Below are 21,263 nucleotides of genomic sequence, written 5' to 3'. Positions count from 1 at the left end.
GCTATGATCTGCTGGCCCAGAGGCACGATGAAGGAACACGTTTCATGTTACTTTTCCACCGTATCCCGACAATGGTTGGTCTTGCGCTTCTTTTGGGTCTGTCCGCCTGTGCGACGCCGCAACAACGCTGCATCGCCGGGGCGACCGCCGATTATCGCACGCTACAGACCCAGATCAAGACAGCCGAATCCAACATCGCGCGCGGCTATGCGTTGCACCGGCAATCCATTCCCATCACCAACACGCGTGTGTGCTACGATGGCAATAAGAACCCGTATACCTGCCAACGGACGGCATTTCGCCAAATCGAAACGCCGGTATCCATCGACATTGACAACGAAAAGGCCAAGCTGGCCGGCCTGAAGGCGAAACTTGCAACGGCGCAGCGCAAAGCGGTTGCGGGCACCAAGGTCTGTCGCCAGACCTATCCTGAATGACCCGCGTTGCCATTGTGCTGGGTGCGGCGGTGCGACCGGATGGATCGCCGTCGCCCGCACTTCTGCGGCGCGCAAGAGCTGCGGCTGGCCTCTATGGGGACGGGAAGGTTAGTAAGATCATCGCGTCCGGCGGCGTGCCCCGCGCGGGCCGCAGCGAAGCCAGCGTGATTGGTGAGGTTTGCAAACAAGCCGGGGTTCCGACATCGGCCATCATGATCGAGGAAGCGTCGAGCAACACGCTGGAAAACATCAAATACTCCAAAGCATTACTGCCGCCCGACGCGCAGGTGGTCCTGGTCACGGATCGCTATCACGCGTTTCGGGCACGATTGACAGCCCGCGAGTTTGGATTGACCCCGGAGTGCTTTTCACCAGCACTGCGCCCGAACAGGATTGACCGGATCATCCGGGGCTATCTCAGAGAAGCCGCCGCCGTCTTGCTCTATGCCATGCGCCGCGCACAGCGGTTTATTTCGCGACAGTCACTGTAAGGGACGTTCCAGTATTGCCGCTGCCATAGATGCGCACAAACACGGTCGCCCCGCCTTGCACCAGACGCTTTGCAGCCTGGGGATCAATGGACCCGTTCATCACCATACGTTCCATTTCCCCACGATTGTCGATCGACCCGAAGAACGGGTCGAACTCATCGCCTGGCTGGCTGATCCCGTACCGGTGAAAATTGGCGCGATCCTGACGCAGGATCTGCCAGGGCTGGTTCAGCCGCGCGCCCTTGGAACTGAACAGATCGGGCTGGCCGATATAGGCGACGTAGGAGCCGATCAGCTCTTGCGCCCGGGCAGCGGTCCCGCCCAGAGACGCCAGAACCAACCCCACCGCAAACGCGGCAGACGGCAGACCAAATCGTCGTTTTTGGGTCTTTCGCGACATTGCATCACCCTTATCCTTACGCTCAACTTGGGGATGTCGGTTCATCGGGTCAATGGTTGGGTTCAGTTGCCATCAACACTGCCCCAATTTTGCAACGCGATGGAACTGGCGCGACAGGTGAAGGTCGCGCCAACCGGTAAAGGTCACTGGGGATCTGACACGGTAAGACCCAGCAACCGCCACGCCTGCATCCCACCACGATAATAATTGATCTTGTCGGCGGGAAAGCCCGCTTCGATCATCCGACGCGCGGCGGTTGGCGACTGACCGCACCAATTGCCGTTACAGAACAGTGCAACGGGTTTTGCGCCCTCACAATCGAACCCATCAAAATCAATCTCGCACCCTAATTCATCCAGACGATCTGCCGCTTCGTTATAGGGGATCGAGATCGCGCCGGGGATGGTGCCACCTGCGTGATCGGCCGGCACGCGGCTGTCCACCACGATCACCTCGGGATCTTGCAACATCTCAAGCAACTCAAGCTCACCGATTGGTGTCACTCCGGGCGCGGGCACCATCGGTTGCACACAAAAATTCGGGCAGGCGCGAGAGGTCCGTGCCCATTCCCCTGTTATCTGGTTGTCCTGATCGGGATTGCGCGAAATTTCCACTGGGCCAGAGACGGTTTCGACCGTCACCGACGGCATGTCCGGACGGATATTGACCCCATCCGCCAATGCAGGAGTTGCCAACATCACTGCCGTCAGAAAAGCAATTGTATGTTTCATCTCGGTCCCTCTCCACCAAGTTTAGTCGAAGGTTTCAAACACGTCATACATGACCGGCTCGAAACTTTTGCACAGGGTCGCAATTACGCGATTACGCTCGCGCATTTCATCAGTGCGCAGCATGGCCTGAAAATCCTCGCGCCGCTTCCATTGCGAATAGTTGGCGATCCTGGTCTGAGCGTCGTTGACATGAAGACCGGCCCCGACGAAACCGGGCTGCTTTGAAATGAACTGATGATAGGCATCGGTCAGCGCGTCCAGCAAATCCTGACAGGTGCCGGGCGTCATTTCGAACGTGGTGATAACAGTTTGATAATCGGGGGCTTTGCTGATCTTGGGCATGGCTTCCTCCTGTTGATAAGGAAAGCCTAATCCCTTTCGTGCGCCAGATGAATACGAGATTTGAGGGTGGGCGGAAATGGCTCACCCCCACCCCGATCAATCACGGATCAATCGAAGTCGAATATTTCGGACAGGATCGACTTTCCGCGCCTGCGTTTGTAACGCTTCGCATGGCGGTAATCATCATCGTCGTCGTCATCGTCATACCGATACTTGCGCGATGGCTTTTTATACCGCCGATCATCCCGACCTTCGCGGCGGGCCGCACCGGGCGTGTCGGTGGTGATCGGTCCCGGCAGGTCGGGCGGATCGGTCGGGGCGGGATCAGGATTGGGAAGCACCACGGCAGGGGTCGCCTTTTCTATGATCTTGTCCAGTTCGCCCCGGTCAAGCCAGACACCCCGGCATTCGGGGCAATAGTCGATTTCGACCCCGTGACGTTCCGTCATCAAAAGATCAGTTCCATCAATCGGGCATTTCATGTGCTGGCTCCTCCTGCCTTGCTGATAAATGATGTAGGAATGAAAAAGCGGGCCGCAAGAGCCCGCTTTCCCAACATTTTGAAATGCGCGAATTATCGCGACACATGCACTGCACAAGGCGCATGACGCACCACGCGCGCCGCCGTTGAACCAAGGAAGAAGTCGGTCAGGCCGGGCCGGTGCGAGGCCACGACGATGCAGTCGACCCCATGGTGCTTGGCGTAATCCACAATCGCATGGCCCGCGTGGCCCGAGACCACCTTGATGGCGATGCTGTCCTCTCCGGCCAGTTCTTCTTTCATCCGCGCTTCAAGCTCATGCACGTTTTCTTCCAGCTGCCCTTCAGGCAGGTATTGGGCAACATAGGCGGGCACTTCCTCCATCACATGAAGGGCGGTGATCTTGGCACCTTTCTCGGCAATGGCTTTCGCAATGCTCAGGGCTTCTTTGGTATCCCGCTCATGATCCAGAGCGATCGGCACGAGGACATTGTTATACATCTCGGTGCTCCTGTGTTTGAGTGTTCCGTTTCCCTTTCCGGATACGTTACACCGCAGCACACAACCATGATACAGGTCAATTGGTGCCAGCCTGCCGCCAGCTGTGTGGCTTTCCTTGACAGCAAGGGGCAAGCGGGCTATCTCCGCCCCAACTCCGGGAGTCGTTATGCTTCCGGTCCCGTGGCTTATGCCGGGATCGCCCTCTGTCAGCGCGTTGCGCCCACAGGGGCGTCACTGGTTTGAAGTTTGGATTAGTGCAGCCCAGCCCCTATTTAGGGGTAAATGAAACGGCAAAGGAGCCGAGATATGTTCGAGAGCCTGTCAGACCGCCTATCCGGTGTCTTTGACCGCCTGACGAAACAGGGTGCGCTGTCCGAGGACGATGTAAAAACTGCGCTTCGTGAGGTCCGCGTGGCACTGCTTGAGGCCGATGTCTCACTACCTGTCGCCCGCGATTTCATCAAGAAAGTGCAGGAACAGGCCACCGGCCAGTCTGTCACCAAATCCGTGACCCCGGGCCAGCAGGTCGTGAAGATCGTGCACGATGCGCTGATCGAGGTTCTGACCGGCGAGGGCGAGCCGGGTGTCTTGAAGATCGACAACCCCCCTGCCCCGATCCTTATGGTCGGTCTGCAAGGTGGTGGTAAGACGACGACGACCGCCAAGCTGGCGAAGCGTTTGAAGGAAAAAGACGGCAAGCGCGTGCTGATGGCGTCGCTTGACGTGTATCGCCCCGCCGCAATGGATCAGTTGGCGATCCTCGGCACGCAGGTGGGCGTTGACACGCTGCCCATCGTGCCCGGCCAGAAACCTGTCGACATCGCCAAACGCGCTAAGCAGCAGGCGACGATGGGCGGCTATGACGTCTATATGCTGGACACGGCGGGTCGTTTGCATATCGACGAAGTCCTGATGGACGAGGTCGAGCAAGTCTCGAAAGTCGTCACCCCGCGCGAAACACTTCTGGTCGTCGATGGCCTGACCGGTCAGGTCGCCGTCGAGGTTGCGCAGGAATTTGACGACAAAGTTGGCATTTCTGGCGTCGTTCTGACCCGGATGGATGGCGACGGACGCGGCGGTGCCGCCCTGTCGATGCGCGCCGTCACTGGCAAGCCGATCCGATATGTCGGTCTTGGCGAAAAGATGGATGCGCTGGAAACTTTCGAGCCAGAGCGGATCGCAGGCCGTATCCTTGGCATGGGCGATATCGTCTCGTTGGTCGAAAAGGCGCAGGAAACCATCGAGGCCGAACAGGCCGAGCGCATGATGAAGCGCTTCCAGAAAGGTCAGTTCAACATGAACGACCTGAAGATGCAGCTTGAGCAGATGATCAAGATGGGCGGAATGCAGGGCGTCATGGGGATGATGCCAGGCATGGGCAAGATGGCCAAACAGGCCGAGGCCGCCGGGATGGACGACAAGGTGCTGAAGCAGCAGATTGCGCTTATCCAGTCCATGACAAAACGCGAGCGCGCCAACCCGCAGATTCTTCAAGCCAGCCGCAAAAAGCGGATCGCCAAAGGGGCCGGGCTGGAAGTGTCGGAGTTGAACAAGCTTCTGAAAATGCAACGCCAGATGGGCGACATGATGAAGAAGATGGGCAAGATGGGCAAAGGCAAGATGTTAAAACAAGCCATGAAAGGCATGTTCGGCAAAGGTGGCATCCCCGACATGCCGCCGGGAATGGACCCGTCGTCGATGGACCCGAAGGCACTGGAAGCAGCCGCAAAGCAACTGGGCGCCAAGGGGGGGCTGCCCGGTCTGGGCGGCGGTGGCCTGCCTCCCGGTTTGTCTGGCTTTGGAAAGAAGAAGTGACATGATCTCGCCCGTCACCATTCCCTGCCCCGGCGCCCCGATTGCCGAAGCCGCCCGCGCCGCGTTGCCCGTGCTGCGCACGCAACGTCTGGTTTTGCGTGCGCCCGAACTGGGTGACTTCGCGCTGTTCAAGCAACTGTTTTCGCTGCCCACTGCCAAGTTCATTGGGCAGCCACCGGATAACGAGGCGATCTGGGCGCAGTTCACGAACTACACCGCTGGCTGGACACTGCGCGGCGATGGGATGTTCACCGTCTGCCAGAACAATACGCCTGTGGGGTTTATCTTCGCTGGGGTCGAAATCGGCGACCAAGCCATCGAGCTTGGCTTTTTCATCGCCCCCGAGGCGCAAGGTCAGGGCATCGCTTCTGAGGCCGCAACAGCCACGCTTGCCCATCTGCGCAGTCTGGGACCTGACCAAATCGTCAGCTACGTCGCGCCGGAAAACACCGCCAGCCAAGCGTTGGTCGCCAAATTGGGCGGCGAGCAGACAGGCACATTGGACGGGGCACTTGTTTTTAGCTATCCGCTGGACAGCGATGGCGGGCCGGAGGCGTATGCATGACCGATACCTCTCACGGAAAGGACGTCGCGATGACCGACGATGCCGCCCGCGCCGCTGAATTGTTGAAAGACCATCGCAGGTCGATCGACCGGCTGGATGCAATCCTTGTCTACACGCTGGGCGAACGTTTCAAGCATACGCAAGCTGTCGGCAAGCTGAAGGCCGAACACGAACTTCCGCCCTCGGACCCCGCCCGCGAAGCCAAACAGATCGAGCGCCTGGAAGACCTGTCACGTCGCGCCGATCTGGACCCCGAATTCGCCAAGAAATTCCTGAACTTCATCATTGATGAGGTCATCAGGCATCACAAGAAACACCACGAATAACCAAATGCCGGGGCCTTCCCCGCAAGTAGCTAGAAAAAAGGAAAACTCTCATGGCTATGAAAATTCGTCTCGCCCGTGGCGGCTCGAAAAAACGTCCGTTCTATCGCGTTGTTGCAACCGATTCCCGCATGCCGCGCGATGGCCGTTTCATCGAAAAGCTGGGCACCTATAACCCGCTGCTGCCGAAAGATTCGGAAGAGCGTGTGAAATTGGACATGGAACGCGTTCAATACTGGCTGGGCCAGGGCGCGCAGCCATCAGACCGCGTGTCGCGTTTCCTGGAAGCCGCCGGCATCCTTGAGAAGAAAGAACGTGCGAACCTGAAAAAAGGTGCGCCGGGCAAGAAAGCACAAGAGCGTGTGCAGGAAAAAGCCGACAAAGCGGCCGCCGCTGCCGAAGCCGCTGCCGCTCCTGCGCAAGAGCCTGTAGAAGAAGCCTCGGAAGAATAAGCTGCCAATAATAGGGGCGGATCTGACATGCACACCTTTTCACGGGCGTTTCAGTCGGATCTTGAAGATCTGATGCGTTGGCGGCGCGACGTGCGCCGCTTTCGCAGCGATCCAGTGGACGAGGCACTCTTGCAAGAGTGCCTCGACGCGTTTCTGCTGGCCCCGTCTGTCGGACTGTCGGAACCATGGCGGGTGATCCGCGTGGAAAGCGATATGGCCCGCGCCGCGGCGCTTGAGAATTTCACGAAAGCAAATGACGACGCCTTGCGCGGCTATTCCGGTGAAAAGGCCAAGCTCTATGCTGGGCTGAAACTGTCGGGAATGCAGGATGCCCCCGTCCAACTGGCGGTGTTCAGCGACGAAGCCACCGCGAAAGGCGCAGGCCTTGGTGCGGGAACGATGCCCGAGATGCGCCGCTACTCGGTGGTGTCTGCCATCATGCTGTTCTGGTTGGCCGTGCGTGCGCGTGGTCTGGGGCTAGGCTGGGTGTCGATCCTTGACCCAGACCGGTTGAGCCGTGATCTTGACATCCCAACTGACTGGCAACTGGTGGGTTATTTCTGTCTGGGCTGGCCCGAAACGGTTGACGACAGCCCGGAACTTGAACATGCGGGCTGGGAGGAGCGACGCGGCGCGCTTCCCATCGAAACGCGCTGACATCCAAGGAAGCTGTGCCATGGGTTTGCTATTTCGTCCCTTTCGGTTGATCCTGATCGTCGGTGCCGGGTTTCTGGCCGGGTTGCTGTTTGAACGAAACTCCATGACGGACCGTTGCCTTGATCGGGGCGGTGCCGTGGATCGTGGCATTTGCGTAGGTGTGGAATGAGCGAACATCGAATTTGCGTGGGTGCAATTGTCGGAGCCTACGGCGTCAAAGGCGAGGTGCGCTTGAAAAGTTTCTGCGCCGAGCCAAAGGCCATCGGCGACTATAGCCCGCTCTGGTCCGAGGACGGCACCCGCCAGTTTGAACTGGCGTTGGACCGCCCCATCAAGAACGGGTTCGCCGCCCGGATCGACGGTGTGCGCACCAAGGAAGATGCCGATGCGTTACGGGGCACCCGGCTTTTCACCGATCGCAATGCGCTGCCGACGCTGCCCGATGACGAATACTATCATGCAGACCTGATCGGATTGACCGTTTTGGACACGGGTGGCCGCGAGCTTGGCCGCGTTTCTGCGGTGCACAACCATGGCGCCAGCGACGTGCTGGAGGTGCAAGGCCCCGGCCTGAAGACGGGCGCGCTTCTGCCCTTCACACTCGAGGCCGTGCCGACCGTTGATCTGGCCGCGGGCCGGATCATCGCCGATCCACCCAAAGGCGTCTTTCCGGAATGATCTCCGGAAGACCTCATGTCATCGTTCATGCCGGGTTCCACAAAACCGGCACGACAAGCCTTCAGGACTTCCTCAGCCAGAACCGTGCCCCCCTGTCGCCGTTTTTTGACTATTACGGCCAACGGGATTTCATGAACGCCGGTGCCGCCGCGCGTCTTTATGCCCAGCGCCCTTTTCCACATCGCCTGTATCTGTTTCGCAAGGCCTTTCGGACATTTCTGGCATCGATCCCAGACCACGAGGTCATTATCCTATCGCGCGAAAGTTTTTCCGGCGGGATGCCGGGACACCGGATGCTGGGCGGGCGGATGATTACAAGCTATCTTCCCGCCGCCCAGAAACTTGCCCGAACCATTGTGAAAGAACTGCGTCTGCGCTTCGGGCCTGATGTTGCGATCACGTTCCTCTATACCACCCGCGACCGCGAAGACTGGCTTCGGTCGGTGCACGGGCACCTGTTGCGCTCGATCCGCCTGACCGATGATTTCGACACCTTTCGCGGGCGATTTTCGGCGGGCATCGGCCCGGTTGACGAAGCGCGGCGCATGGCGAAGACGTTGTCCCCTATCCCGGTCGTGACCGCTGCATTGGAAGATCACACCGACGACCCGAACGGACTGGCCACGGCGGTGCTTGATCTGGCGCAGGTGCCCCGTGCGGCGCGCGTTGGCCTGACGCCCGCCCCGCATACCAACCGGGGTCAGGGCGCGGGGCTGCGCAAGGCATTTCTGGCGCTCAACCGTCAGGGGCTTTCAAAGTCGGAGTTGAAGGCGCAAAAAGAACGCCTTCTGTCGCCCCATCGGCGAACACCCTGACTTCCCACCCCCTCCGAAACCCGGTATGGGGGGCGCCATGACGAACAAACCAAGAGCCCCTTCAACCGATGCAAGCGCAAGCCCCAAGTCTCGCGCTATGAAATCGCACGGCAAAATTGCGGTCTCGGCATCGCTTAAACCGCGCGAGTTGATGACCGACACGCCGCGCTATGCCGGGGTCTGGACCGCAAAGGTCATCACCCTGTTTCCCGGCGCCTTTCCCGGCGTGCTGGGCGAAAGCCTGACCGGGCGGGCTTTGAACGAAGGGCTATGGGCGTTGGAACCGATCGACCTGCGACCGTTTGGCGAAGGAAAGCACCGCAATGTCGACGACACCCCGGCGGGTGGTGGCGCGGGTATGGTGCTGCGCGCCGATGTCTTGGGGAATGCCATCGACACCGCGCAATCCGGCGTATCCAGCGACCGCGCCAAATGGCCGATCCTCTACATGTCGCCGCGCGGCAAGCCTTTGGATCAGGCCATGGCGCACCGCTTTGCCGCCTGCGACGGCCTGACCATCCTGTGCGGGCGGTTTGAAGGCGTCGATGAACGGGTGCTGGAGGAATACGAGGTTGAAGAGGTCAGTCTGGGCGACTTCGTCCTGACCGGCGGTGAAATCGCCGCCCAAGCTGTGCTGGATGCCACCGTGCGGCTTCTGCCGGGCGTTTTGGGCAACGAAGCCTCGACCGAAGAGGAAAGTTTTTCCGCTGGGCTGCTGGAACATCCCCAATACACCCGCCCCGCCGAATGGCGCGGCCGCACCATTCCCGAGGTTCTGACATCGGGTCATCACGGCAAGATCGCGGCCTGGCGGCGCGAAGCAAGTGAACAACTTACACGCGAGCGCAGGCCAGATTTGTGGGAATCATTGCGGCGGAAACGGGACAAAGACGGGGCTGAATGACCGGTTTCGTCCAAATTCAATCAAGGCTTTTTTGTGGCGTTGTTTCGAAAAGTGTAACTGTTCACAAAAATAACCCTTAACTGTTTCTAAAACATCTAAAAACTCGCGACTTATAACCTTTCGTACTCGCCATTTATGGGGAACCGAGAAAGGTGAATTTGTGTCATTTATTGGGCGTGCGACGTTTAATCAACGATAGACCGAACCACCCATTTCAAAAGATTTCGCAGACCGACACGCGACCATCTTTCTTAGTCTCTTTTCGATTGAAAACAGTTTGTGAACTTCGAACTCTGAACGACCGACACACGGCAAGGAAAGGTGAACGACATGGAACTTTTGATCACAGCGAAACAAAACCGCATCAACGCACTGAACGCCCTTGCGCAAAAGAAACGCGCGTCTTGCACTCAGCGCCCCTCGGCGACCCTCAAGCGTCGCATCCCCATGTTCCGCTCAGCACGGAACGAATTTTCGGCACCCCTCGTCCTCGTCTGACGGACACCACTCACGAATGCCGAAGCGAAGGAAGCCGCATCTTTTTTCCCGGGTGCGGCTTCCGCCTTTTCTGTCCCGCTTCAACCGCCTCCAAACCGCTTGATCCGCTGGTAAATTGGGCCTATACACCGCCCGTCTGCCACTCTTCCGAGTCGCGCGGGCGTTTTTCATTTGGGGTGGTGCTTTCTTCTGCATCCCAAAACCCGGCTGAAGAACGGAAAAAGAAACGACGGACGACCTCCTGCGGGCGCTCATGCGGACCCGGTGAAGACACGGAGCTCTTGGACGGCAGCTAACTTTGCGGACCAACCGCAAGCATAGATAGGAGATGGTCAGATGAACCTGATCGCAGAGCTTGAGGCGGAACAAGTTGCCGCCCTGGGAAAAGACATTCCCGATTTCAAAGCCGGTGACACCATCCGTGTCGGCTTCAAAGTGACCGAAGGGTCGCGCACCCGTGTGCAGAACTATGAAGGCGTTTGCATCAGCCGTAAGAACGGCGCAGGCATTGCCGGTTCGTTCACTGTTCGCAAGATTTCCTTTGGCGAAGGCGTGGAACGTGTGTTCCCGCTGCATTCGACCAACATCGACAGCATCACCGTGGTTCGCCGTGGTCGCGTGCGTCGTGCGAAAATGTATTACCTGCGGACCCGCCGCGGTAAATCGGCACGTATCGCAGAAGATGCAAACTACAAAACCAAGAAAGCATAAGGAGCGTCGTTATGAAAAAGGATATCCATCCCGACTACCACATGATCGACGTCAAGATGACCGACGGCACGATCGTGCAGATGAAATCGACCTGGGGCAAGGAAGGCGATACCATGTCGCTGGACATCGACCCAACGGCGCACCCGGCATGGAATGGCGGCAGCTCGCGCCTGCTGGACACCGGTGGTCGCGTGTCGAAATTCAAATCGAAATACGAAGGTTTTGGCTTCTAAGCCCAACCTCTTTCGAGGCAGAAACGCCGTCCCAAGTGGGGCGGCGTTTTTCGTTGCGTCTGGCTATACCCAAATTCAGCCCCTATGGCACTGAAGACTCAACCCGGATTTCAATGCGCAGAACATCTTCCCCCCGCTGGGCTTCGTATTTATAGTCCCCGCACATAAGAAGCTGCACAACAGTCGGGGATACAGGCGTGGCGCATATTATCGTGGTCGGAAACGAAAAGGGCGGGGCCGGTAAATCCACCGTGTCCATGCATGTGGCAACTGCGCTTGCGCGGCTGGGGCATAAGGTCGGGGTTCTTGATCTGGATCTGCGCCAGAAGACCTTTGGCCGCTTTGTCGAAAACCGCAAAGCCACCATGGCGCGCGCCGGGGTCGATCTCGCCACCCCCGAATATCACGACTTGCCCGAAGTCGATCCCGCCACGCTGAAACCCGGCGAAAACCCTTATGATCGCCGCCTGTCCATGGCGGTGGCGAAACTGGAGGCGGATCGGGATTTCATCATCATCGACTGCCCCGGATCGCACACGCGGCTGAGCCAGGTCGCGCATTCACTGGCGGACACGCTGATCACGCCCCTGAATGACAGTTTTGTTGATTTCGACTTGCTGGCCCATATCGACCCGGACACCAACAAGGTCAAAGGCCCCTCGGTCTATTCCGAGATGGTTTGGAACGCACGTCAGCTTCGCGCCAAGGCCGGACTGAAACCGATTGACTGGATCGTGGTGCGCAACCGACTGGGCGCACAGATGATGCACAACAAGAAAAAGATGGGCGATGCGGTCGATGATCTGTCCAAGCGCATCGGCTTTCGTGTGGCCCCCGGCTTTAACGAAAGGGTCATCTTCCGTGAATTGTTCCCGCGTGGCCTGACCCTGCTTGACCTGCGCGATATCGGAGTGGTGGGGCAGATGAACATCTCGAACGTCGCGGCTCGTCAGGAATTGCGCGAGTTGATGAAGGCCCTGAACCTGCCCGGTGTCGAGGTGAAAATCTAACCACGCGCGCCACACTTTTTCCCCCTTTCGGAAGGGCGTGGCTCCGACTACCCTCGCGATCATGTTGAGTTTTGTCCTGACCCGCGCCTTGTCGCTTGGCCTCAGCCTTGTGGTCGCCTCGTTGGTGATCTTCGCGATGATCGAGGTAATCCCCGGCGATCCGGCGTCCTTCATGCTGGGGCTGAATGCTCAGCCGGAAACGATTGCCGCCCTACGCGCGGAACTGGGGTTGGATGGCTCGCTACCTGCCCGGTATCTGGGTTGGGTGGGCGGGCTAATAACCGGGGATTTCGGCCTGTCCTATACCTATCGCGTGCCGGTGTCCGAACTGGTGCTGGAGCGGCTTCAGGTCTCATTGCCGCTCGCACTGCTCGCTCTATGTCTCTCCACTCTGATCGCCATCCCTGTCGGCCTGTTTGCCGCCGCCAGGCGCGGCAATCCCGCCGACTATGCCATCATGGGGGTCACGCAACTGGGCATCGCCGTGCCGAATTTTTGGTTTGCGATGCTGTTGGTGATGGTCTTTGCCGTGCAGCTTCGCTGGTTTTCTGCCGGAGGGTTCCCGGGTTGGGATGAAGGGTTCTGGCCCGCAATCAAGGCGTTGACCCTGCCCGCAGTGGCCCTTGCCTTGCCGCAAGCGTCAATTCTGGCCCGTGTCATGCGATCATCACTGTTGGATGTTCTGCATCAGGACTATATGCGCACCGCCCGCGCCAAGGGGCTGAGCATCGCTCAGGCTACGCGCCGCCACGCACTGCGCAACGCACTGATCCCGGTGCTAACCATCATCGGATTACAATTCAGTTTCCTGCTGGCCGGCGCGATCATCATCGAAAACGTCTTTTTCCTGCCCGGTCTTGGGCGACTGATCTTTCAGGCCATCACGCAGCGTGACCTTGTCGTCGTGGAAAGTGTGGTGATGTTGCTGGTTTTTGCAGTGATCCTTGTGACATTTTTGGTTGATGTGGCCTACGCGCTGGTTGATCCCCGATTGCGGAGGCGCAGATGATCCGTCTGCCCGCCCAGCTTTGGATTGGTGCGGCGTTCAGCACCGTCTTGCTGGCGGCCGCCCTTCTGTCATTCCTCTGGACGCCCTATGACGTCACCGCGCTGAACATTGCCGCGAAGCTACGCGCCCCGTCAGCAGAGTTCCTTTTGGGCACCGACCATTTCGGGCGCGATCTTCTGTCGATGCTGATGGAGGGCGGGCGTATTTCCATCGCCGTGGCAGTGCTTGCAGTGGGCATCGGCATGGCGCTTGGTGTGCCGCTTGGTCTTTTGGCCGCAGCCCATCGGGGCGGGAGGCTGGACGAGGTCATCATGCGCGGTAATGACCTGATCTTCGCGTTCCCGTCACTCGTCATCGCCATCCTGATCACCGCAACCTTCGGCCCGTCCGCGACCAATGCCATCATCGCCATCGGCATTTTCAACATCCCCGTGTTCGCGCGTGTGGCACGCGGTGGCGCGCTGACGATCTGGACACAAGAATTCATCTTGGCCGCGCGCGTCGCTGGCAAGGGCAAAGCCAGGATCAGTGTCGAACACGTCCTGCCCAACATCGCAAACCTGCTGATCGTGCAGGGCACCATACAGTTCTCGCTGGGCATTCTGGCAGAAGCTGGGCTGAGCTACGTGGGCCTTGGCGCGCAGCCCCCGACAGCCAGTTGGGGGCGAATGCTGGCGGATGCGCAGACCATGATCTATTCCCACCCGCGCCTGGCCATCGCGCCGGGGCTGGCCATCGTCGTGATGGTGCTGGGCCTGAACCTGATGGGTGACGGGCTGCGCGATCTGCTTGATCCCCGGATCAGAAGGGCGCGCGGATGATCCGGATCGAAAACCTGAGCCTGTCGATCCACAACATTCCGATCCTGCGCGATGTGGATCTGGCCATTGCGCCCGGACAGGTGGTCGGACTGGTGGGCGAAAGCGGGTCGGGCAAGTCGATGACGGCGCTTGCCCTGATGGGGCTTTTGCCACGCGGCATGATCCAATCCGGGCAGATGAGGTTGGAGGACACCGACCTTACGACGCTGGACGAAGACGCGATGTGCAGCATCCGCGGGCGCCGCATCTCGATGATCTTTCAGGAACCGATGACCGCGCTGAACCCGGTCAAGACCATCGGCGATCAGGTGGCCGAGACGCTGTTGGTCCATGGCCGTGCCAGTCGTGACAACGCCAAGCGCATCGCAGCCGAGAAGCTCGCCCGCGTGGGCCTGCCGCAAGATCGCTTCCCGCTGGATCGCTATCCGCATGAGCTGTCCGGTGGACAACGGCAGCGGGTTTGCATCGCCATGGCCATCGCCCTGCATCCCGATCTGTTGATCGCGGATGAACCAACCACGGCGCTGGATGTGACCACGCAGGCGCAGATTCTTGGGCTGCTGAAAGAGCTGGTCGCCGAAGAGGGTATGGGGCTTCTGCTGATCACCCACGACCTGGCCGTGGTGGCGGGCATGGCCGATCATGTCGCCGTCATGCGCAAGGGCGAGATCGTTGAGCAGGGTGAAACCGAGCCGCTGTTTCGCACCATGTCGCACCCCTATACGCGGAAGTTGCTGGATGCCTCCGGCCACGTGCCGGACGCTCAGGCCATTCCGAAAGACGCGCCGCTGCTTGAGGTGCGCAGTGCGGTGCGTGACTACCCCCTGCCCCGCACGCACCTGTTTGGTTCGACCCCGCAATTTCGCGCCGTGGATGGGGTCAGCTTCACGTTGAACAAGGGCGAGAGCCTTGGATTGGTCGGCGAAAGCGGCTGCGGGAAATCGACGCTCAGCCGCGCCATTCTGGGTCTGGAACCGCTGCAAAGCGGAGAGATCCTTCTGAATGGCACGCCCATCGCGCCCGACATGCCGCACGCCCGCCGCGCCGGGCTGCAAGTGGTGTTTCAAGATCCCTATGGCAGCTTCAACCCCCGCTGGACTGTCGAACGGCTGGTCGCCGAGCCCTTTCACCTGCTGGGCAGCCGCCCCGAAGGCTGGCGCAACCGAGTGCACGATGCGCTGGCCGAGGTCGGCTTGGACGCAGACGCCATGACCCGGTATCCGCACGAGTTCTCTGGTGGCCAACGCCAACGCATCGCCATCGCCCGCGCGCTGATCCTGCGGCCGGAACTGATCATTCTGGACGAAGCCGTGTCAGCGCTTGATGTCTCGATCCGCGCCGGTATCCTTGACCTGCTGGCAGACCTTCAGGCGCGTCACGGGATGGGCTATCTGTTCATCAGCCATGACCTTGGCGTGGTGCGCTCGATCACTGACCGGGTGCTGGTGATGAAGGCGGGAAAGATCGTCGAGGACGGCGCGACGGATGCGGTCTTTGCCGCGCCCCAACACGCCTATACACAAACCCTGATCAACGCCGCGCCGGTCATCCCGCCCGCGTGGAAGGAGGCTTAAGATGGAAGACCTTTGGTTCGATCCGACCGAGATCCTGATTGGCGGTCTGTGGCGCAAGACCGAGCGCACGCTGCCCGTCGAAGACCCCTCGACCGGCAAGGTTTTCACGCAAATCGGGCGCGGCACTGCTGATGAAATCGACGCCGCCGTGACCGCCGCGCAATCCGCACTGGAAGGCGATTGGGGTCGCATGACCGCCACCGAGCGCGGGCGCATTCTGACCCGAATCGGGCAGTTGGTTGAAACGCGCGTGGATGATCTAGCCGCGCTTGAGGCGCGCGATGTGGGCAAGCCCCTCACCCAAGCGCGCAACGACGCCGTGGCACTGGCCCGCTATATGGAGTTTTACGGGGGGGCTGCCGACAAGGTGATGGGTCAGACGATCCCATATCTTGATGGCTACACGGTCTATACCCTGCGTGAACCGCACGGTGTCACGGGTCATATCGTGCCGTGGAATTATCCGATGCAGATCATCGGCCGGTCCGTCGGGGCGGCACTTGCGATGGGCAATGCCTGCGTGTTGAAACCAGCCGAGGAAGCCTGCCTGACCGCGCTCGCCTTCGCGCGACTGGCCGAAGAAGCAGGGTTGCCCAAGGGTGCCTTGAACGTCGTCACCGGGCTGGGCGAGGAAGCGGGCGCTGCCCTGTCCGCCCATCCCGGCGTTCAGCATATCAGCTTCACGGGCTCGGTGTCCGTGGGCGGTTTGGTGCAAGCCGCCGCCGCGAAAAACGTGGTGCCGGTGACGTTGGAGCTTGGGGGCAAGTCGCCTCAGCTCGTGTTCGACGATGCCGATCTGGACGCCGCCCTGCCCTTTCTGGTGGGCGCTTGCATCCAGAACGCGGGCCAGACCTGCTCGGCCAGTTCACGGGTGCTGGTGCAGCGCGCCGTCTATGATGACGTGGTGGCGCGGATGGGTGCGGCCTATGACGCCTTGAAAGTCGGGCCTGCGACTGCCGATCTGAATGTTGGCCCCCTGATCTCGGCCCGCCAGAAAGAAATCGTCGAAACATTCTTGAGAAAAGGCAATGATCTGCGCATCGCCGGGCAGGGGCAGATCACTGACGTCCCCGAAGGTGGGCATTACGTGGCCCCGACCCTCTTTGCCGATGTGCCGCCAGACCACCCGCTGGCGCGCGACGAAGTGTTCGGCCCAGTCCAGGTCATCATCCCTTTCAAGACCGAAGAAGAAGCCGTTCAGATCGCAAACTCTACCGATTACGGTCTGGTGGCCAGCATCTGGACCGCCGACGGTGCGCGCCAGATGCGGCTGGCGAAACGGCTGCGTGCGGGGCAGGTGTTTATCAACAATTACGGCGCGGGTGGCGGGGTTGAACTGCCCTTCGGCGGTGTCGGGAAATCGGGTCACGGACGCGAAAAAGGGTTCGAAGCGCTTTACGGCTTCTCGCAACTCAAAACCATCGCCGCGAAACACGGGTAAGGCATGGGCGCGCACCTGAAACTTTCAAACAAGCAGGCGCGACACTTGTGGCTGTGGACCAACGCCCTGTCGGACACGCCGACCGGCCCGCTGGACCTCGACTCGATCATCAGGCGGTTGGGGTTCGTTCAGATCGACACGATCCGCAACGTGACCCGCGCGCACAACCACATCCTATGGAGCCGTAATCAGAATGTCCGTGAAGGGATGATCTGGGATCGGCTGGCCCAGCGTGATGTGTTCGAACATTTCACCCATGACGCCAGCCTGATCGACATGCGTGTTCTGCCATTCTGGCGGCGCCAGTTTGACCGTCTGGGCGCGCGGGTGGCGCGGCATGACTGGTATCAATCGGGGTTGGGACAAGCCCAAATCGCCGAGATTCGGCAACGCATCAAGGACGAGGGCGCACTGTCCACCCACGCCTTCGACACCAAGGCCGAAACCCGCGAGATGTGGGCGCGCCCGCCGCACAAGAAGGCGCTGGATCAGATGTGGTATGCGGGCGAACTGGCAACCTGCCACCGCGAAAACTTCGTGAAGTTCTATGATCTGGGCGCGCGGGTTTTCCCCACGCATGACCCCGCCGAGGATGCCCACGCCGTCGACTGGCTGTGCTCTGCCGCGATGGACCGGCTGAGCTTCGGCACCAGTGGCGAGGTGGGTCGTTTCTGGGAGGCGATGAGCGCGCGTGAGGCGAAAAGCTGGTGTGACGCCGCCGAACTGGTGCCGGTCGAAATCGAGACGGCTGACAAGGGGTCGGTCACTTCCCTTGCCCATCCCGACATCGAAACGCGGCTCGCCACCCTGCCCGCGCCCACCACGCGGTTGCGCATCCTGAACCCGTTTGACCCGGCCATCCGCGACCGCGCCCGGTTGGAGCGTCTGTTCGGCTTCGACTACCGCAACGAAATGTTCGTCCCCAAGCCCAAACGACGCTGGGGCTATTACGTCTATCCTCTGCTGCAAGGCGACCGCTTCGTCGGGCGGATCGAGCTGAAAGCGGATCGCAAGGCCAAGACTCTGAGCGTGATTGGCTTCTGGCCTGAGCCCGGCGTGCGCTGGGTTGCCGCGCGCCATGCCAAGCTGGACGGTGAACTTGCGCGATTTGCGCGGTTCGCCGGGCTGGATCAGGTGCATTGGCTGACCCCGCGCGGTTGACTTGCACCGCTGCGCAAATCGGCGCAAGCTCGGCCCAACAACCAAGGGGGGGATCGGATGCGGCTTCAGGGTAAAACGGCGATCGTGACCGGCGGTGCGTCAGGCTTCGGCGCTGGTATTGTTCGCAAATTCGCAGCCGTGGGCGCAAGCGTGATGGTCGCCGACCTGAATGACGATCTGGCCCGCGCGGTGGCTGCCGAGGTGGGCGGCGTGGCCCATCACGTCGATGTCTCCAGCGGTGACAGCGTCGCCCAAATGGCCCGCGCGGCGCATGAGCTTTGGGGCCATGTGGACATTATCGTGAACAATGCGGGCATCACCCATTTGCCCAAACCGATGGAGGAGGTTGACGAGGGCGAGTTCGACCGCGTCTTTGCCGTCAACGCCAAATCGGTTTACCTGATGGCGCGTTATTTCGTGCCGTCGATGAAGGCAGCAGGCGCGGGCGCGATCCTGAACGTGGCCTCGACCGCCGGGCTTAGCCCGCGCCCGAACCTGAACTGGTACAACGCCTCCAAGGGTTGGATGATCACCGCGACCAAAGCGATGGCGGTTGAACTGGCCCCACATGGCGTTCGCGTCAACGCGATCTGCCCGGTTGCGGGCGAGACGCCGCTTCTGTCCAGCTTCATGGGCGAGGACACGCCCGAGATGCGCGCCAAGTTCCTGTCCACCATCCCGCTGGGCCGGTTTTCAACCCCCGAGGATATGGGCAACGCGGCGTGTTTCCTGTGCTCGGACGAAGCGTCAATGGTCACGGGCGTTGCGATGGAAGTCGACGGCGGGCGGTGCATCTGATGCTCCGGGGGTTTCACACCCCCGGACCCCCGTGGGATATTTGTGACAAGAAAAAGAGAACGAGATGAAACCCGGACCCCGCAATCTGATCACTGATGTCGCTGGCCTGCGGGTCGGCAATGCCCAGGACGAAGTGATCAAGACCGGCAGCACCGTGCTGGTGGGTGATGCCCCATTCACGGCAGGCGTTCACATCATGGGCGGTGCGCCGGGGACCCGCGAAACCGCGCTGCTTGCCCCTGACAAGCTGGTGCAGCAAGTGGATGCATTGGTTCTGTCGGGTGGATCAGCCTTTGGTCTGGATGCAGCATCCGGCGTGGCGGACGGGTTGCGCGCGCAGGATCGCGGGTTTCGGGTGGGCGACCAGCGCGTGCCGATTGTGCCGGGCGCGATCCTGTTTGATCTTCTGAACGGCGGCGACAAGGGCTGGGCCGAGAACCCTTATAAGGCGCTCGGTCGCGCGGCACTGGAAGTGGCAAGCGAAGATTTCACACTTGGCACGACCGGCGCGGGCACCGGTGCTACGGTTGACGGGTTGAAGGGCGGGTTAGGCTCGGCCTCATGGGTGATGGACAACGGCGTCACCGTGGGCGCATTGGTGGCGGTGAATGCTTTGGGCGCGGTAACAATGGGCGACGGTCCCACATTCTGGGCCGCACCCTGGGAGATGAACAGCGAGTTTGGCGCACGTGGCATGGGCACCAACGACCCGAGCACTGAACCTCGGCCCGAGGCGCGGCTGGGCGAAAATACCACCATCGCGATCATCGCCACCGATGCGGACCTGACCCAAGCGCAGGCCACCCGACTGGCCACCGCCGCCCATGACGGGATGGCGCGCGCGATCCATCCCAGCCACACACCCTTTGATGGCGACCTGGTATTTGCCGCCGCCACAGGGGCACACGCCATGCCTGACGCAGACTTTGATGCGCTGCGTCTGGGTCATGCCGCCGCCACCTGTCTGGCCCGTGCCATCGCGCGCGGGGTTTACGCGGCAAAGCCCGCTAAACATGACACATTGCCCGCATGGGCCGAGAAATTTTCTTGAGGAGGATCTTATGAAACACTTGTTCAAAGCCGTTGCTCTGGCCACCCTGCTGGCACCAACCCTTGCCGGAGCAGACGAAGTGACCGATACGCTTCAAAGCGCCCTGAAAGCCTATGAGGAAGGCGACATCACCTACACGCTGGAAGAACTGGAATACGCCAAACAATTGCTTCAGGCGATGAAAACAGCGGACCTGGCCAAGTTTCTGCCGGACGCCCCCGAGGGTTGGACGCGTGAGGTGTCGACCGAGATGAATGCGGGCCTTGCCATGCTGGGCGGCGGCGCGGGGGCCGAGGCGACCTATTCCAATGGGTCGGAAGAGTTTTCGATCACCATCATGGCGAATAACCCGATGGTGGGCGCGCTGTCTGGGATGCTGTCCAATGCCGGGCTGATGGGGGCAAAGCTTGAACGTGTCGGGAGGATGAAATATCTTAATCAGGATGGAGAATTGTCAGGCATCGTCGATGGCAGGATCTTGATTCAGGCCGAAGGCGCGGACCTTGAGGTGATGATCCCCGTGCTTGAAACCATCGACCACCGTGCGCTGGAAGATTTCGGCCGCTAGAGCCTAACGCAACAGATCGGCTACCATATCGCTGTCCGGGTCCATCAGTGGCTCGATCACATCAAAATGGTGTCGGTCGGGAATGATGACCAGATCGGCCTCGGACCAGAATAGCGCGAGGTCACGGGCCTGATCCAGAAAGGCAGGACGCTCGTCCGCCCCCACACAGACCGTGGTTGGAATACCGGCGCGCCGGTCTATCAGGGCGGGGCTTTCCGACTGCGCCTCGGCCTCGTCAATACGAAGCGTGTCATTCATGGCGGTTTGCATCAGGGGGTGCAAATCCCCCAGCGGCGAAATCGGCATGATTCGCACAATTCGGTCACGACAGACCAACGGCACATCATGACAGTTCATCCGCGCCACCAGATGCCCACCGGCGGAATGACCGACCAGCCGAATGGGGCCGGTTACATGCGCGGCCGCGGTGTCGATGGCCTTCGCGACAAAGCGCGTGATCTGGGATATGCGCGCGTCTGGCGCAAGCGGATAGGATGGCAGGGCTACGGCGTAACCCTGCGCAACCGAACCCGCCGCAAGATGGGTCCAGTCGCGGCGTCCGAACGCCTTCCAATACCCGCCATGAACGAACACTATCAAGCCCTTGGGTGGCGTGTCAGGCAACACCAGGTCAAACGCGTTCGAAGCATCTTCGCCATACGGCAGGTCAAGCCGAAGATTCTTGTGCGATGCGCGAAAGTCGCTCGCCAATTTCTGCCATTTTGCCGGGAAATCGTATCCATTCGGGATGAAATCCGCGTTCGCATAGGCTATGTCGAAATTCATGACAGATGTC

General features: G+C 60.3%; 28 protein-coding genes. 22 read left to right on the top strand and 6 right to left on the bottom strand.

All coding sequences use genetic code 11. The annotated features are described in order from the left end of the window. Positions 1 to 44 precede the first annotated feature (44 nt). Positions 45 to 437: a hypothetical protein gene (locus AC13C8_RS09320; RefSeq protein WP_091428874.1), complete on the top strand. Its 393-nt coding sequence runs from the start codon at positions 45 to 47 to the stop codon at positions 435 to 437. After that, on the top strand, positions 434 to 928 hold the full coding sequence (locus AC13C8_RS09315) for a YdcF family protein (RefSeq protein ID WP_091428873.1): 495 nt from the start codon (positions 434 to 436) through the stop codon (positions 926 to 928). The genes AC13C8_RS09320 and AC13C8_RS09315 overlap by 4 nt, the downstream gene beginning before the upstream one ends. On the opposite strand, the gene AC13C8_RS09310 is transcribed toward AC13C8_RS09315, so the two are convergent. The 5 genes from AC13C8_RS09310 to AC13C8_RS09290 all read right to left on the bottom strand — a co-directional run bounded on the left by AC13C8_RS09310 (position 906) and on the right by AC13C8_RS09290 (position 3,383). Continuing rightward, positions 906 to 1,328 (bottom strand): hypothetical protein, encoded by a 423-nt coding sequence (locus AC13C8_RS09310; protein WP_245744649.1) that lies wholly within the window; start codon positions 1,326 to 1,328, stop codon positions 906 to 908. The genes AC13C8_RS09315 and AC13C8_RS09310 overlap by 23 nt on opposite strands. Positions 1,329 to 1,471: 143 nt before the next feature. After that, a complete protein-coding gene (locus tag AC13C8_RS09305; RefSeq protein WP_091428872.1) occupies positions 1,472 to 2,059 on the bottom strand; it encodes a rhodanese-like domain-containing protein in 588 nt (195 codons plus the stop codon). Between the two features lie 21 nt (positions 2,060 to 2,080). Next, complete coding sequence (locus AC13C8_RS09300) at positions 2,081 to 2,401, bottom strand: antibiotic biosynthesis monooxygenase family protein (RefSeq protein ID WP_091428871.1); 321 nt, start codon at positions 2,399 to 2,401, stop codon at positions 2,081 to 2,083. A 107-nt stretch (positions 2,402 to 2,508) separates the two neighbouring features. Next, positions 2,509 to 2,883, bottom strand: a complete 375-nt coding sequence (locus AC13C8_RS09295) for a TFIIB-type zinc ribbon-containing protein (RefSeq protein ID WP_482847112.1) — start codon at positions 2,881 to 2,883, stop codon at positions 2,509 to 2,511. A 92-nt stretch (positions 2,884 to 2,975) separates the two neighbouring features. Then, positions 2,976 to 3,383, bottom strand: coding sequence for a universal stress protein (locus AC13C8_RS09290; protein WP_091428866.1), 408 nt, complete (start codon positions 3,381 to 3,383; stop codon positions 2,976 to 2,978). Positions 3,384 to 3,689: 306 nt separating this feature from the next. Here AC13C8_RS09290 and ffh point away from each other — a divergent pair, with 306 nt between their 5' ends. The 20 genes from ffh (at position 3,690) to AC13C8_RS09190 (ending at position 20,467) form a co-directional block, all read left to right on the top strand. Then, on the top strand, positions 3,690 to 5,198 hold the full coding sequence (gene ffh / locus AC13C8_RS09285) for a signal recognition particle protein (RefSeq protein ID WP_482847111.1): 1,509 nt from the start codon (positions 3,690 to 3,692) through the stop codon (positions 5,196 to 5,198). A 1-nt stretch (position 5,199) separates the two neighbouring features. Beyond that, on the top strand, positions 5,200 to 5,763 hold the full coding sequence (locus tag AC13C8_RS09280; protein ID WP_482847110.1) for a GNAT family N-acetyltransferase: 564 nt from the start codon (positions 5,200 to 5,202) through the stop codon (positions 5,761 to 5,763). 29 nt (positions 5,764 to 5,792) lie between these two features. Further along, a complete protein-coding gene (locus AC13C8_RS09275) occupies positions 5,793 to 6,089 on the top strand; it encodes a chorismate mutase (RefSeq protein ID WP_091432048.1) in 297 nt (98 codons plus the stop codon). Between the two features lie 50 nt (positions 6,090 to 6,139). Beyond that, complete coding sequence (gene rpsP / locus AC13C8_RS09270; RefSeq protein ID WP_091428855.1) at positions 6,140 to 6,538, top strand: 30S ribosomal protein S16; 399 nt, start codon at positions 6,140 to 6,142, stop codon at positions 6,536 to 6,538. Positions 6,539 to 6,565: 27 nt separating this feature from the next. Beyond that, a complete protein-coding gene (gene bluB / locus AC13C8_RS09265; RefSeq protein ID WP_091428854.1) occupies positions 6,566 to 7,195 on the top strand; it encodes a 5,6-dimethylbenzimidazole synthase in 630 nt (209 codons plus the stop codon). A 19-nt stretch (positions 7,196 to 7,214) separates the two neighbouring features. Beyond that, positions 7,215 to 7,364: a hypothetical protein gene (locus tag AC13C8_RS09260; RefSeq protein WP_177179290.1), complete on the top strand. Its 150-nt coding sequence runs from the start codon at positions 7,215 to 7,217 to the stop codon at positions 7,362 to 7,364. Then, positions 7,361 to 7,873 carry a ribosome maturation factor RimM gene (rimM, locus tag AC13C8_RS09255; protein WP_482847109.1) on the top strand — a complete coding sequence of 171 codons (513 nt, stop codon included), beginning with the start codon at positions 7,361 to 7,363 and terminating at the stop codon, positions 7,871 to 7,873. Before AC13C8_RS09260 ends, rimM begins: the two co-directional genes overlap by 4 nt. Continuing rightward, positions 7,870 to 8,688 (top strand): hypothetical protein, encoded by an 819-nt coding sequence (locus AC13C8_RS09250; protein WP_091428852.1) that lies wholly within the window; start codon positions 7,870 to 7,872, stop codon positions 8,686 to 8,688. Before rimM ends, AC13C8_RS09250 begins: the two co-directional genes overlap by 4 nt. Positions 8,689 to 8,785: 97 nt before the next feature. Beyond that, positions 8,786 to 9,592 (top strand): tRNA (guanosine(37)-N1)-methyltransferase TrmD, encoded by an 807-nt coding sequence (trmD, locus tag AC13C8_RS09245; protein ID WP_091428849.1) that lies wholly within the window; start codon positions 8,786 to 8,788, stop codon positions 9,590 to 9,592. Positions 9,593 to 10,426: 834 nt separating this feature from the next. Continuing rightward, positions 10,427 to 10,801 carry a 50S ribosomal protein L19 gene (gene rplS, locus AC13C8_RS09240; RefSeq protein WP_091428846.1) on the top strand — a complete coding sequence of 125 codons (375 nt, stop codon included), beginning with the start codon at positions 10,427 to 10,429 and terminating at the stop codon, positions 10,799 to 10,801. An 11-nt stretch (positions 10,802 to 10,812) separates the two neighbouring features. Continuing rightward, the gene (gene rpmE, locus AC13C8_RS09235; RefSeq protein ID WP_091428845.1) at positions 10,813 to 11,034 is read left to right on the top strand and encodes a 50S ribosomal protein L31; all 222 of its coding nucleotides are present in this window, start codon (positions 10,813 to 10,815) and stop codon (positions 11,032 to 11,034) included. Positions 11,035 to 11,231: 197 nt separating this feature from the next. Then, positions 11,232 to 12,044 (top strand): division plane positioning ATPase MipZ, encoded by an 813-nt coding sequence (locus AC13C8_RS09230; RefSeq protein WP_091428842.1) that lies wholly within the window; start codon positions 11,232 to 11,234, stop codon positions 12,042 to 12,044. 61 nt (positions 12,045 to 12,105) lie between these two features. Further along, positions 12,106 to 13,053 carry an ABC transporter permease gene (locus tag AC13C8_RS09225; RefSeq protein WP_482847108.1) on the top strand — a complete coding sequence of 316 codons (948 nt, stop codon included), beginning with the start codon at positions 12,106 to 12,108 and terminating at the stop codon, positions 13,051 to 13,053. Further along, a complete protein-coding gene (locus AC13C8_RS09220; protein ID WP_407639004.1) occupies positions 13,050 to 13,874 on the top strand; it encodes an ABC transporter permease in 825 nt (274 codons plus the stop codon). The genes AC13C8_RS09225 and AC13C8_RS09220 overlap by 4 nt, the downstream gene beginning before the upstream one ends. Continuing rightward, positions 13,871 to 15,448: an ABC transporter ATP-binding protein gene (locus AC13C8_RS09215; protein ID WP_482847107.1), complete on the top strand. Its 1,578-nt coding sequence runs from the start codon at positions 13,871 to 13,873 to the stop codon at positions 15,446 to 15,448. The genes AC13C8_RS09220 and AC13C8_RS09215 overlap by 4 nt, the downstream gene beginning before the upstream one ends. 1 nt (position 15,449) lies before the next feature. Beyond that, positions 15,450 to 16,889 (top strand): aldehyde dehydrogenase family protein, encoded by a 1,440-nt coding sequence (locus tag AC13C8_RS09210; RefSeq protein ID WP_091428832.1) that lies wholly within the window; start codon positions 15,450 to 15,452, stop codon positions 16,887 to 16,889. A 3-nt stretch (positions 16,890 to 16,892) separates the two neighbouring features. After that, positions 16,893 to 18,050, top strand: coding sequence for a winged helix-turn-helix domain-containing protein (locus AC13C8_RS09205; protein WP_482847106.1), 1,158 nt, complete (start codon positions 16,893 to 16,895; stop codon positions 18,048 to 18,050). Between the two features lie 57 nt (positions 18,051 to 18,107). Next, positions 18,108 to 18,848, top strand: a complete 741-nt coding sequence (locus AC13C8_RS09200; RefSeq protein ID WP_482847105.1) for an SDR family oxidoreductase — start codon at positions 18,108 to 18,110, stop codon at positions 18,846 to 18,848. A 64-nt stretch (positions 18,849 to 18,912) separates the two neighbouring features. Beyond that, complete coding sequence (locus AC13C8_RS09195; protein WP_482847104.1) at positions 18,913 to 19,899, top strand: P1 family peptidase; 987 nt, start codon at positions 18,913 to 18,915, stop codon at positions 19,897 to 19,899. 10 nt (positions 19,900 to 19,909) lie between these two features. After that, positions 19,910 to 20,467 carry a hypothetical protein gene (locus tag AC13C8_RS09190; RefSeq protein WP_091428828.1) on the top strand — a complete coding sequence of 186 codons (558 nt, stop codon included), beginning with the start codon at positions 19,910 to 19,912 and terminating at the stop codon, positions 20,465 to 20,467. Between the two features lie 3 nt (positions 20,468 to 20,470). Here the strand turns inward: AC13C8_RS09190 and AC13C8_RS09185 are convergent, their stop codons facing one another. Further along, positions 20,471 to 21,253 (bottom strand): alpha/beta hydrolase, encoded by a 783-nt coding sequence (locus AC13C8_RS09185; RefSeq protein ID WP_482847103.1) that lies wholly within the window; start codon positions 21,251 to 21,253, stop codon positions 20,471 to 20,473. Positions 21,254 to 21,263: the final 10 nt, after the last annotated feature.

The sequence above is a fragment of the Aliiroseovarius sp. B-4 genome (genome assembly GCF_056857795.1).
Note: the sequence above shows the minus strand (reverse complement) of the source record. Positions and strands in the feature narration are given on the sequence as shown.